Below are 12,498 nucleotides of genomic sequence, written 5' to 3' on the forward strand. Positions count from 1 at the left end.
CCCTGTTCGCGGTCATCGAGGGCGAACACACCGGTTCCGTACAGGTACCCACCCCGTCACTCACCCCGCGTGGCTCCACCGCACAGGCCCCCGCCGGGAGTTGAGAGCGGCTACGGTCCCGCGGCGCGACGTCCACCCGCGCCCAAGGACCTGCGGGGCGACGTCCACCCGCGCCTACGGCCCGCGGCGTGACGTCCACCCGCGCCTACGGACCTGAGGACCTGCGGGGCGACGCCCACCCCCGCCATGGCCCGCGCGCAGCCGTTTGCTGTTTGCCGTTTGCCGTGAGACACGTGCAGTGCCTAAGGTTTCTGTCATGCGCCAGTAAGTCTGAAGTTCCCGTGCCCCGGCAGCCCGCCGGCCCCACGTGCCCGATGCGGCACGCTCCGGCCCCGGTCTGCTCCATTCGGCATGTCGTGACCAGCAGGTGCTCCCTGGGCCGTCCCCGGCGCAGGCCCTTCAGCCGACATCTGGCACTCCCGCGACCGTGTCGCGGGAGGCGTCCCGTGCTGCGCGCGGCATGCCGGTCTTCTCCGGCCTCACCAGAACCACGGAAGCGGACCCCATGTTCGAAGAGCTCTCAGCCATCAACGCCCGCCCCCGCGTCTACGCGGAGGTGACGACCACGGACCTGTGGACCGACCCGCATATTTCCCGGCAGATGCTCGCCGCCCACCTCGACCCGGACGTCGATCTGTCGTCCTACCGGGCGGAGTACCTGGAACAGGTCATGTCCTGGATCATCGACCGATTCGGCGTCGGCGCGGGCCTGCGCGTCGCCGACTTCGGCTGTGGCCCCGGCCTCTGCACCACGCGCCTCGCCCGTACCGGTGCGTCCGTCACCGGACTGGACCTGTCCTCGCGCTCGCTCGACCACGCCAGGTCGCTGGCACGTACCGAGGGCCTGTCCGTCCGCTATCTGCGCCAGGACTACCTCGCCTACGAGGACGACGCCCGGTACGACCTGATCATCCTGGTCATGCGTGACTACTGCGCGCTGCCGCCGAACGGCCGGCAGGCGCTCCTGCGCACGGTCCGTGCGCATCTCGACGCCGGCGGTTCCTTCGTCTTCGACGTCGACTCCGTGTCCGCGTTCGCCCACGTGCGGGAGCAGGCGGCCTACGGGCCGTCGCTCATGGACGGGTTCTGGTCCGACCGGCCCTATGCCGGTTTCCACCACACCTACCGGTACGAACGCGAGCAGGTGTCACTGGACAAGTACGAGATCTTCGAGGCCGGGAGGAAGCGGACCTTCTTCAACTGGGTGCGCTACTTCAGCCCGAAGGAGCTGACCGCCGAGCTGAAGGAGGCCGGTTTCACCGGCGTCGAGGTCCTCGGTGATCTGACCGGAACGCCCTACGACAGCGAGGCCCCGCGGTTCGCCGCCATCGCGACGACGGCGGGCAGCGCCCGCTGACCGCTGGTGGCGCGGGACAACGGACGTCCGAGGCCCGTGCGTTGGACGGTCACGGAAAGCTCACGTCCACGGTGACGCGGTAGACGGTTCCCTCCCCGGCCACCGTCACCGGCTCCCCGGCGGGCGCGTACACCGAACTGCCGGCGGGCAACGCGATCTCGCCCTCCCTGCCGGTCACGGAGACCGTGCCCGCCGTACAGAGGAGGATCTGCGGGGCGGGGGAGCCGAGTGCCACGGCTCCCCGCCGCGGACCGGGCCGGACGACGGACAGCCGGAAGTCGTCCACGGGGGTGGCGAACACTTCCTCGCCGCTGTCCATGGCCACCGGGCGCAGCACACGGACGGGAGCCGCCGAGAACGCGATCACGCGCAGCAGCTCCTCGGAGTCCACATGCTTCGAAGTCAGCCCGCAGCGCAGCACGTTGTCCGAAGCCGCCATGACCTCCACCCCCAGTCCCCGTATGTAGGCGTGCGGGATTCCGGCCCCGAGAAACAGCCCCTCACCGGGGGCGAGGCGGAACTGGTTGAGCATCAGCGCGGGCAGCAGCCCGGAGTCTCCGGGGTGGGCCCGCGCGAGGGAGTCGTAGCCGGCGAAAGCGGCTCGGTACGGGCCCGGGGCGCGCGCCTCACGTGCCACGGCACGCGTGACGTCGTCCAGGAGCGCGGGCCCCTCGGCCAGGAAGGCCGAGAAGACCTGCCGCAGTGCGGACTCCTCCGGCTCCGAACGCAGCGTCGCGCGGTACTGACGCAGGCCGTCGACGTTCAACGCGGTCAGGAGGCCGGCGCACTCCCGCGCGCCACGAAAGCCGCACAGGCCCTCGAACGGGCCGAGCGCGACGATCATTTCGGGCTTGTGGTTGCTGTCGGGATAGTTGCGGTGCGGGGCGTCGAGAGGAACGCCCCGCGCGTTCTCCCGCCGGTGGCCCGCGGCGGCCCCGGCCAGGTCCGGATGCACCTGGAGGGAGAGCGGCGCCTCGGCGGCCAGCAGCTTGAGCAGGAAGGGGAGGCGCGGACCGAAGCGCCGGAGAACCGGTTCACCCAGTTCGGCGGCGGGCCCTTCCTCGATGACCTGGTCGAGGGCCCGGGGCTCCCCTCGGCGCCTGACCAGGGAGGGGGCCGTCGGATGGGCCCCCATCCACAGCTCTGCCTGTGGAGTCCCGTCCGGTGCGACTCCGGCGAGCTCCGGGATGGCGGTGACGGAACCCCAGCTGTAGTGACGGACGGGATTGATCATGCGGTCCACGCGGTGGTCCCCTCCCGGGGGCCACCACCGGCGCCGCCCCTGCGGTCGTGGTGCGGCCCCCGGTGTTGCTGTGCGGGCTGCGGATTGCGGAATGCGGATACGAGGACGGGTCAGGGATGCCTTGCTGCCGTCGCAAGAGCGTCCAGCTGCGCGGAGGCGAAGGCGGCCGCGCCTATGAGGCCCGCGTCCAGGGCCAGGCGCGCCGGGACGACGGGCAGTCCGCGGGTGAAGTCGAGGACGGCGTACTCGGACAGGCGCCGTCGCAGAGGAGCGAACAGCGTGTCGCCGGCCTGCGCCACACCACCACCGATGACCACGATGTCGAGTTCGACGAGCGCCGCCGTCGCCGCGACGGCCGCTGCCAGCGCCTGGGCCGCACGCTCGTACGCCCCCAGCGCCTGCGGGTTGCCCGCCCGCGCCGCATCCGCGACCGCGGCCGCGGTCGGAGCCACTCCGGCCGGCGCGGACCACCCCGCCGCCTGCGCCTGTGCGGCTATCGCCGTACCGCTGGCAAAGCCCTCGACGCAGCCGGGAGCACCGCACGGGCACAGCGAACCGTCCAGATCGACCGTGATGTGCCCGATGTGGCCGGCGTTCCCCGTCCGGCCGGGGTGGAGCCGGCCGCCGAGGATCAGGCCGCCCCCCACTCCGGTGGACACCACCATGCACAACGCGTTCCCGAACCCCTGGGCCGCGCCCAGCCAGTGCTCCGCCGCAGCCATCGCCACGGCATCCCCGGTCAGTACCGGCCTCACTCCGACCGGCAGCCGCGGATGGGCTGCCACCTCGTCGACCAGCGGGAAGCGACGCCAGGCGGGGATGTTGACCGGACTGACCGTGCCTGCGGCGGTGTCGACCGGACCGGCGCTGGCGATGCCGAGGCAGGTCATCCCGTCCCACATCGGGTGGGCGGTCAGTTCGTCGATGACCGAGGTCACCGTCGCCATGAGCTCTTCGGCCGACTCCTGTGCCGGAGTCGGCCGCTGCGCGCGCGCCATCAGTGTGCCCGCGTCGTCCACGAGCGCTCCGGCGATCTTTGTGCCGCCGATGTCCAGTGCTCCGTACACCGTCACGTCACACACCTTTCGTGAGGGAGCGGTTCCGTCACTCCGGGGAACACTCTGACTGCTGCTGACAACGTTGTCTAGTTAACAGTTTAGTTAAGGTAAAGGTTTAGTAATGTCGGCGGGGTGTGTGTCGGGTGGGTGGGGTCGTGCTGGGTGGCTCGATGGGGTCAACTTCTCTCCTGTACCGGTTTATTGGGCAGGAATGTAGGGATGCGTCGTGTGACTGTCAATCAATCCCGCCGCCCCTGTTCCGCCTGGTGGATGACTGATTTTCGAGGTGCGGCAGGTCTGGTCAGGTGGTTTAGCGGTTTAGTTCTACAGGTGATTCTCTGGGTGGTGGGCGGATCGTGAACTCTCTATTGACAGGGACGTAACACCCGGTGCCTCATGGTGTGGCGACGACCCGTTCGAGCCACTTCCGGCCGAAGTCGCAGCCGGGCGACGTCAGTTGACCGGCGCTGCCCCCACCGTCACGACGCCCGCGAAGCCCGCCTTCGGCGACACTCCCGCCGATGTGCGTGCGGCGCTCACCCAGCGTGCCCGCATGGGCCGACGCGGTGCCGTTGGACATCGTTGTCATGGGAGGGGTGTCGCCTGTCCCGTGGCCTCGCCCTGCTCCGTACCGCCAGTCCACGCACCCGCATGCGTACCCGAGGAGAGAAATGCGAAAGCAGAGAAGCACCCTGATCACGACGGCGGGCATGGCGTTCGCCGCCGCCCTGGGCCTGCTGGGCTCGATCGCCGGCCCTTCCGTCGGTGAGGCCGAGGCCGCACCCGCCGGTATCCATGTGAGCAACGGACATGTGGTCGAGGCGAACGGCAACGGGTTCGTCATGCGCGGGATCAACCACGCCTACGCCTGGTACCCCGAGCAGACGACTGCCATCGCCGACATCGCGGCCAAGGGCGCCAACACCGTACGAGTCGTCCTGGGCAGCGGCGACCGGTGGACGAAGACAAGCGCTTCCCAGGTCACCGCCCTTGTCGGCCAGTGCAGGGCCAGCAAGGTCATCTGTGTGCTGGAGGTGCATGACACCACCGGCTACGGCGAGGACGGCGCCGCCACCACCCTCGACAAGGCCGCCGACTACTGGATCGGCGTGAGGAGCGCGCTGGAGGGACAGGAGGACTACGTCGTCGTCAACATCGGCAACGAGCCGTACGGCAACACCGACGCCGCGGCCTGGACCGGTGCCACCAAGAGCGCGATCGGCAAGCTCCGGAACGCCGGCATCGACCACGCGCTGATGGTGGACGCCCCGAACTGGGGCCAGGACTGGTCCGGGACGATGAGGGACAACGCGGCCTCGGTCTTCGCGTCCGACCCCGACCGGAACACCATCTTCTCGATCCACATGTACGGCGTCTACGACACCGCCGCCGAGGTGCAGGACTACCTGCACCACTTCACCGACAACAAACTGCCCATCGTGGTGGGGGAGTTCGGCGACCAGCACAGCGACGGCAACCCGGACGAGGACGCCATCATGGCGACCGCGCAGTCCCTGGGCGTGGGCTACATAGGCTGGTCCTGGAGCGGCAACGGCAGCGGTGTCGAGTACCTCGACATGGTCAACGGCTTCAACGCGAACTCCCTGACGACCTGGGGCAACCGCATCATCAACGGCGCCAACGGCATCGCCGCCACCTCCGAGACCGCCACCGTCTACGGCGACGGGGGCGAGCCGGGCGGCGGCGATCCGGGCAGCGGTACGGCGCCCAACGGGTATCCGTACTGCGTCAACGGCAGTTCGTCCGATCCGGACGGTGACGGGTGGGGCTGGGAGAACAGCAGCTCCTGTGTCGTCCCGGGCGGCGGCGCGGACGGCGGCGGTGACCCGGGGAGCGGTACGGCGCCCAACGGGTATCCGTACTGCGTCAACGGCAGTTCGTCCGATCCGGACGGTGACGGGTGGGGCTGGGAGAACAGCAGCTCGTGCGTCGTCCCGGGCAGCGGCGCGGACGGCTGAGTGCTGACTGCTGAGCTGACAGTGCGGGTGGGCGGCCCTGCTCCAAGCGGGCGCCCGCACACGCACCGGCGTGAGCCCTGCCGTCCGACTTGGACCGGCAGGGCTCATGTGCGTACAGAAGTCGGTTGTACTACGCCGCGCTACTCAGCCGACGCGAGCGCGACGAAGCCTGCCCAGGCCTCACGCGACACGTGGAGGATCTGCCCGGCCGTGACTTTCGAGTCACGGACATGCACGGTTCCCGCGCCTGCCGCCACCTCGACGCACTGGCCGCCTTCGCCACCGCTGTAGCTGCTCTTGAACCAGGCGAGGGGTTCCGTGTTGTTCATAGCTCTCCCAGCAACTTTTCGATGTACGCCAACGACTCTCGCGGGGTGAGAGCCTGTGACCGGATGATCCCATAGCGGGCCGCAGCAAGAATGGCTTGCTTGGGATCGGTTTCCAGCGCGCTGGCGCCTTGGGCCTCGGAGTAGACGAACCTCTTGCCGTCCTCGCGGGCGATGACGGTGAACGGTCCGTCCACACCCGAGTTGTCCTCGCAGTCGAGCGGCATGACCTGGAGCTCGACATTCCTCCGCTGGCCAATGAGAAGGAGTTGTTCGAGCTGACCCCGCAGCACATCCTGGCCACCGAACTTGCGCCTCAGCACCGACTCGCACATGACGAAACTCAGCAGCGGCTCGGGACGCCGATCAAAGATGTCCTGCCGAGCCAGACGGGCCGTCACCCGCTCTTCAATGATCTCCGCGCTGGTCAGTGGGCGCCGGTTGCTGAACAGGGCTCGCATGTACTCCTCGGTCTGGAGCAGGCCGTTGCAGACCAAGGTGTCGTAGGCCAAGAGTTCCATCGCACGCCTTTCCAACTGCGCCATCCCCTGGAAGAACACGGGATACTGCGCCCTCTCCAACTGGTCCTTCCACACACTCAGCAGACCGTCCGCGTTCAGCACCTCCTCCGCCCGGTCGATGGCCTTCGGGGGAGGAATCCTGCGTCCCTGCTCGAACGAGGCGATGGTCGACGCCGAGTACCCCAGCTCCTCCCGCTCCATCCTTGCCCGCAATCGCAGTGTCTTCAGGGTCTGCCCGAACGCGGCAACCACTCCCTGTCCGGTCTTGTCAGCCCCTTTGAGGTTCCCCCGTCACTCGGGAGGTGCTGATCAGCTGGTCAGCACCTCCCGAGTGACGGGGGAACCTCAGCACTGAAAGTGATCCAGAACCCGCGGCAGATCCGGGCGACGGTCCGTGCGGTGGACCCGTCGACCTTCGACTTCCCGATCGCGGCGCTCAGCGTCTCCAGGGTGAACCAGGACACTCGCAGGTCCTTCTCGATCGCGGCCTGGGCCAGGCCCTCGGTGAAGTGGCTCTTGCCCGTCCCTGACGGGCCGGCGATGACCAAATTCTCGGCGTGGCCGATCCACTCCAGGGTGGTCAGGGAGTTCTGGGTGGGTTCGGGGATGGTGGAGTCCTCGGCCCGCCAGGAGCCCAGAGTCTTGCCGGTGGGGAAGTTCGCCGAGTGGCGGCGAAGACGCCGGGTGGCCGCATCGCGGCCGGTGACCTCCTCCGCTATCAGCAGCCGCAGGACCTCGGCGGGGTCCCAGCGTTGGGCTCGGGCGGTGGCCAGGACGTCCGGGGCCGCTTTGCGCATGTAGGGCAGGCGCATGCGGCGCATGGGTTTGTCGAGTTCCTCGGGAATCGCGGGCGGGTTGGGAAAGCTCATGGAGATGCGGTTCTCTTGAGTGACTTGCGGTCAGAATGGTGTGGTGGGCGGCGTGTTGGCTCAGGAGCCCAGAGCCTGCCAGCCACTGGTTCCGTTCTGGACGGAGTGGGCCTCGTCCGCGCGGACGACCTCGCCGGCGGGCTTGCTGTCGGCGATGTGTCCCAGGATCGAGAGCAGGTCGTCGTCGGCGAAGCGCCCGGCCGTGGCCGCAAGCCCGAGGGCCTGGTCGACCCGGTCGTTGCCCAGGACCGTGGCCAGCTCGACCGCGCGGGCCATCTTCGCGCGGATACGGACCGCGCCGGAGGGTCCGGCCTCCTTGAGCCAGCGCCCGGCCCCGGGGCCGATGTCCACGAACGCGATCTCCGCCTCCGAGCGGGGCCGCAGCCTCGGCTGGTGGTCGCTGCGGCCGTCCGGGTGATCGGGGTAGTGCGCGTCGATGATCTGCGGAACACCCGGGGTGGAGAGCTGGTGGCGCCAAATCTCCGACAGGTCCCTGGAGTTGGTGCGGGCGGTGATGGACAGTTCCTCGCCGACCACCCGGCACCACACCCTCGCGCCGGTATAGCCCGGCGGGGTCGAGTAGCGCACCGAGTTGAAGCTGATGGTGCGGTCCGAGCCGACCAGCCTCTCCTCGCCCAGCGCGAGCGCGAGCGGCTCGATGGGCAGGACGTGCAGGGTGGTACGCTCCACGTCCAGACGGCTCGCGGGTATCTGCCCGGTCGCCCGGTGACGACGGGAGTTCACCGCATCGCACCAGGTCAGGCAAGCGTCCACGAGCTCTGCGAAGGAGTCGTAGGCGGGAAGAAGGTTCACACCTGTGGGCACCAGGTCGGCCTTCGCGATACGGACCGTGGCCTCCGCGCCGCCTTCGACTCGGGGTCGTAGAGCACGCAACTGACCACCTGGCAGCCGTAGTGCCGGCCAGCGGCGACCATCTGCGGATGACGTACCGGATCCCGGCGATGTGCTCGACGGTCACCGTCTTCGCGTTGTCGGTCAGTACATACGTCGGCACCCCGCCGATCCGCCTGAGCGTGGTGTCCAGGCAGGCCACCAACGTGCCCAACGTGCAGTCCCATACCGGGATCACGACACGGAACCGCGACCAGGACAGCCACGCGCAGAACAGCCACGTCCGCCGGCCACCGATCCGCGGACCCTCGCCCCAGTCGAACTGCAGCCACCGGCCCGGCTCGGGAATCCACGGCCGGTACGTTCGGCGCTTACCCGCCTTCCACGCGCTCTTCGCCGCGTTCACGGCCCGCCGCGTCGAGCGTTCGCTGCCTCGGTAGCCCATCTTCACGAGCTTCTCGTGGACCACATCGGCGCGGATCGCCGCCTTCGACTGCTCGACCCACTCCTCGACCTTCTCCAGGAACGCATCGATCATCTTCGGCCGCGGCTCTCGCTCATAGGGATTGCGCCCGCCGTTGCGGGCCTCGACATACCGCTTGACCGTCTTCGGGTCGTGCCCCGTCAAGGTCGCCGCCGACCAGACCGTCCCGGTCAGGTCGTACGCCTCAAGGATTTCCATAATCTCCGTGCCAGACTTCGTCACAGGACCTCCCCGGCCGTTACTGAGGTTGAACTCGGGATGTCGTGCTGCTGATCAGGCGGGTCGGATGGTCAGGCCGGTCTCGGTGAGGCAGCCGTCTATGAGGTGGCTGCGGTACTGGATGTGGCGCAGGCCGCGCCGGACGGTCTGGACGAGGTGTTCCGGGGTGCTGAAGGCCACGTTCGAGAGCCAGCCGCGTCGTAGGAGTGACCAGATTCCTTCGACGGGGTTGAGGTCGGGTGCGTAGGGCGGCAGGTAGTGGATGGTCGGCCAGTCGCGGGCTTCGGCGAACTCTCTCAGGTCGGCGGCTTTGTGGACGTTGAGGTTGTCCCAGATGAGGACGATGGGGCCGTCGAGCTGCTGGTGGGCGGCGATGAGCAGGTCCCGGTAGTCGCGCCAGGAGAATTTTTGCGCCCGTCACGGTTGCCGTCGTCCCGTCGCGGCCGGTAGATCAGCCTCGATCGGTGGCCGGGTTTGTAACAGGTCAGCGCGGCGATGAAGAGTCGGCGGCGGGAGCGGCCGCGGACCCGGACCACCGGGGTGCGGCCGCGTTGGGACCATGTCTTGGCGTGCGGCGGCGTCATGGAGGAGCCGGCTTCGTCCTCGAAGACCAGTCAGGCCCCACGGGCCGCCGCTAACCTTCCGCGCGGGGCCACACCTCCTTGACCCACCCCGCGACCGCATCATCGTCCCGCTCCATGGCACGACGGGCCGGGACCTGGCAGGACCAGCCGTTACGCACCAACAGCTTCTGCACACCCTGGATCGTGTACGTCAGATGGAAGCGCCGGCCGATCACCGTCTTGACCCGGGCCAGCGTCCAGCGCTGGTCCTCCCAGCCATGCGCGGCCGGCCTTCGGTGATACCGCAGCCACAGACCAGCCGTCACCCCCTACGACACCACGCGTTCAATCTCAGTAGCTGATGCGTGCAAACACCAGCAAACGGTCGGAGGGGTCTCCTCCAGTTAAGGAAGTGATCAGGAACACCACTGGTCAGACGGCCATCCCCCTGGAATTCCGGTGGCCATCAGCCTGGACTCGGCTGGCCGCACACCTGGACTTTGCCACGGCCGCCGTCAAGCACGAAGGAGAGGCGGTCCTCGTCCAGGGGGCCGAGTCGGGGAACCTCCTCAGGTGTGTTCACCGGCACTACACCAGGCACTCCGAGCGCTTCCGCCCACAAGCCGGTGGGGGCCCCGCTGATCAGAAGAACCGTGTCGCCGCGCCTCTGGAACTCCAATACTCGGCTACGGGCCCTCCAGAACTTCTCGCACACCGCCCCTTTGCCCGCGTTGTGATGACCGGCTATCGGGAGCCGCGGCACCGGCAGACTCTGGTGATGCACCGGCACGGTCGGATCGCAAGGCTCCGAGTGGACAACCAACAGGCGTCGGCTGCGCATTGCCTCGGTCCACGCGCGCACCAGCCGTTCAACGGTCGGTGCGAGCGCCTGCTCGGCCGCGATAGCCAGGCCGATCGTCTGCGCGTCGTCCGTCTGGTACGTGGTCGCACAAGCGATTCCCGCCGGGCTTCCGTCCAGCGGGGCGCCAAGTATGCCGAGGGGGCCGTCTTCTGCGCGGAAACGGGAATGCTCAAGGGCCGACGTCACCAGAGCGGCGGCGGGACAGACGACCGCGCCCCCTGGTCGGGTGGATGAACGTCGTGGCAACGTGGAATTGGGCCCGGGCCAGTGCGAGCACCACGACCCTCTCTGTTCTCAGCGTTCTGCTCAACGGATCAGTTCCTCTGAGTAGTTGTGTTCCTGGGCTCACGTCCAGTCGGACCGGCCAGTTGGGTAGCGTGGTCGAACAGCGAGGCTGCCCCGGCGTCCTCCCGGTACGGCCACAGCAGTCGGCGAAGACCTTGCAGCGCACGGTCCGCCCTCCGAGAGACCAACGCCGGGTAGGCGTCCAGGAAGGTGCTCCAGCTCTGGCAGGCGGCCTCGATCTGACCGTCCTCGATCTGGAGTTCGGCCAGTCGGGCCGCGGTGATCGCCTTGGAGCGTTGCTCGTGCACCGGGCGTAGGAACAACGATTCCTGAAGGCTGCTGATCGCGGCGGCGGGAGATCCGAGATGGTGGGCCACCGCAGCGCGCTGATGCGCCAGGGCGGCGCCGTGGTATCTCCCCACGGAGCCTGCCGAACCGTCGGCCATGACAAGCGCGCGTCCGGCGGCGTGCAAGTGCCGCAGCGCACTGCGGGAGTCTCCGGCAGCGGCCTCGGCGACCGCGTACTGTCCGAGCAGTCCGGCGCGGACGCTAGGGTCGATCCGGTGCAGGCCAACCTCGGTCGAAGCCTCCGCAGCCGACAGTGCGTACGGCACATGGCCCAGATACCGGGCCTGCACGCTGAGGGCCCGGAGCGCCAGCGCGCATCCTGTGTCGTCACCGATCCCACGGGCGATCGAATAGCTGACGAGATAGAATTTCTGCGCTGTCCTGTGCTGATCGTCGTCAAAGTTGATGAAGGCGTAGAGGTACGTCAACTTGGCGGCAACGGCCAGTATTCTGACCCGCGCAGCGGGAGAAACGTGGGCCTTGAGCAGGGGTGCCACGGTGAGCGACAAGTACCCTCCGAGTGCGTGCCGCACCCGGCCACCACCACTGGACTGGTCCAGCGCCGACAGCGCGGAAAGCAGCGCGTCCGCGTGATCGATATGCCTCCCAATATGCTTCGGCTGATGATTCCGGTCCATCCTGATCTGGAATCCGGGTATATGGCGTGGGTCTGCAGACAGGTCGAACCAGGTATGTGCCCGCAGGGACCCGATCCGTTGAAGAACGGCCTCTATGTCCAGCAGCTCTTCGATCGTGGTGCGCGCACGCTCCTGCGAGTCGTCCCCGGAGTATCGGGGAAGGCCGGTCGCGGCCATGCCCGCCTGCCCGAGTGAGACGACTCTTCCGAGGCGCGTGGACAGAACGGCACAGATCAAACGGGGAGCCGGGGTCCGGGGCATCGATCCCGCCAGCCACTGGGAAACGGAGCCGCGCTCGTAGTTGAGCGCGAGACCCGCACGCGCTCCGGCCTCGTTGACGGCCCGGGCGAACTGGCTGCCGGTCCAGGACGCCTCACGGATCAGAGCCCGAAGCCTCTGGTTAGCTACGCGGTTGAGCGGCAACGCGGTCACCTCCTCGCGGATGCTGTCCGCGACCGAGAGGGGCGATGCCACCTGGGCCCTCGGCTTCCCATGAGATTCCTCGACCGGTCGGTCGACGACCGCGCCGAGGAACCGTGGACAGGTAGCGGCCGAATCCTGACGGTAGGTCGGCCGCAGGTTCGACGACAGAGCTTCCTCGGACCATGCGTTCAGGATTCCCCCCGTAGCCGGTCACTCCACCCCCGAGTACGCGCAGCACTTTCATTTTGATCATTGCACCCCGATTCCCAACGCGCCATTGACCCATTAGCGGGCTGCTCCGGATCAAAATCAAGCGCTCTATTGATCAGAAACTCATTGGGTTCACTCGTCGAGGACGTATCGGACGTGCGGGGCTTTGAAGTAGCCGGTGACGATGTGGGGCTGGCGCTG

The 12,498-nt window shown here is 68.2% G+C and carries 9 protein-coding genes and 2 pseudogenes; 2 read left to right on the forward strand and 9 right to left on the reverse strand.

Features of this window, described 5'->3' with window-relative positions:
* The first annotated feature begins 565 nt into the window (after positions 1 to 565).
* Entirely contained in the window at positions 566 to 1,417 is an 852-nt protein-coding gene (locus tag ACZ4LX_RS37030; protein WP_467651568.1) for an SAM-dependent methyltransferase, read from the forward strand.
* A gap of 49 nt (positions 1,418 to 1,466) precedes the next feature.
* Here the strand turns inward: ACZ4LX_RS37030 and manA are convergent, their stop codons facing one another.
* From manA to ACZ4LX_RS37045, 3 genes are all read right to left on the reverse strand, one after another.
* Positions 1,467 to 2,660, reverse strand: a complete 1,194-nt coding sequence (manA, locus tag ACZ4LX_RS37035) for a mannose-6-phosphate isomerase, class I (RefSeq protein WP_467651570.1) — start codon at positions 2,658 to 2,660, stop codon at positions 1,467 to 1,469.
* A gap of 110 nt (positions 2,661 to 2,770) precedes the next feature.
* Positions 2,771 to 3,733: an ROK family protein gene (locus tag ACZ4LX_RS37040; protein WP_467651572.1), complete on the reverse strand. Its 963-nt coding sequence runs from the start codon at positions 3,731 to 3,733 to the stop codon at positions 2,771 to 2,773.
* Between the two features lie 379 nt (positions 3,734 to 4,112).
* Complete coding sequence (locus ACZ4LX_RS37045; protein ID WP_467651574.1) at positions 4,113 to 4,307, reverse strand: hypothetical protein; 195 nt, start codon at positions 4,305 to 4,307, stop codon at positions 4,113 to 4,115.
* 82 nt (positions 4,308 to 4,389) lie between these two features.
* On the opposite strand from ACZ4LX_RS37045, the gene ACZ4LX_RS37050 reads away from it, so the two are divergent.
* Positions 4,390 to 5,697 carry a cellulase family glycosylhydrolase gene (locus tag ACZ4LX_RS37050; protein WP_467651577.1) on the forward strand — a complete coding sequence of 436 codons (1,308 nt, stop codon included), beginning with the start codon at positions 4,390 to 4,392 and terminating at the stop codon, positions 5,695 to 5,697.
* A gap of 140 nt (positions 5,698 to 5,837) precedes the next feature.
* On the opposite strand, the gene ACZ4LX_RS37055 is transcribed toward ACZ4LX_RS37050, so the two are convergent.
* From ACZ4LX_RS37055 to ACZ4LX_RS37080, 6 genes and pseudogenes are all read right to left on the reverse strand, one after another.
* Entirely contained in the window at positions 5,838 to 6,026 is a 189-nt protein-coding gene (locus ACZ4LX_RS37055; RefSeq protein ID WP_467651578.1) for a DUF397 domain-containing protein, read from the reverse strand.
* On the reverse strand, positions 6,023 to 6,796 hold the full coding sequence (locus tag ACZ4LX_RS37060) for a helix-turn-helix domain-containing protein (RefSeq protein ID WP_467651580.1): 774 nt from the start codon (positions 6,794 to 6,796) through the stop codon (positions 6,023 to 6,025). Before ACZ4LX_RS37060 ends, ACZ4LX_RS37055 begins: the two co-directional genes overlap by 4 nt.
* Before the next feature lie 65 nt (positions 6,797 to 6,861).
* Positions 6,862 to 7,413, reverse strand: coding sequence for an ATP-binding protein (locus ACZ4LX_RS37065; RefSeq protein WP_467651582.1), 552 nt, complete (start codon positions 7,411 to 7,413; stop codon positions 6,862 to 6,864).
* Positions 7,414 to 7,473: 60 nt separating this feature from the next.
* Positions 7,474 to 8,947 (reverse strand): annotated as a pseudogene (gene istA / locus ACZ4LX_RS37070) (IS21 family transposase).
* A gap of 75 nt (positions 8,948 to 9,022) precedes the next feature.
* Positions 9,023 to 9,821, reverse strand: a pseudogene (locus ACZ4LX_RS37075) (IS630 family transposase); the annotation flags it as partial.
* A gap of 886 nt (positions 9,822 to 10,707) precedes the next feature.
* Positions 10,708 to 12,138, reverse strand: coding sequence for a hypothetical protein (locus ACZ4LX_RS37080; RefSeq protein ID WP_467721393.1), 1,431 nt, complete (start codon positions 12,136 to 12,138; stop codon positions 10,708 to 10,710).
* Positions 12,139 to 12,498: the final 360 nt, after the last annotated feature.

It is taken from the genome of Streptomyces sp. NPDC026062 (assembly GCF_055568375.1).

Bases quoted from the DNA above. Each gene is read 5' to 3' on its own strand.
- ACZ4LX_RS37055 (WP_467651578.1), bottom strand. From the start codon at position 6,026: ATGAACAACACGGAACCCCTCGCCTGGTTCAAGAGCAGCTACAGCGGT.
- ACZ4LX_RS37065 (WP_467651582.1), bottom strand. From the start codon at position 7,413: ATGAGCTTTCCCAACCCGCCCGCGATTCCCGAGGAACTCGACAAACCC.
- ACZ4LX_RS37050 (WP_467651577.1), top strand. From the start codon at position 4,390: ATGCGAAAGCAGAGAAGCACCCTGATCACGACGGCGGGCATGGCGTTC.
- ACZ4LX_RS37045 (WP_467651574.1), bottom strand. From the start codon at position 4,307: ATGACAACGATGTCCAACGGCACCGCGTCGGCCCATGCGGGCACGCTG.
- ACZ4LX_RS37030 (WP_467651568.1), top strand. From the start codon at position 566: ATGTTCGAAGAGCTCTCAGCCATCAACGCCCGCCCCCGCGTCTACGCG.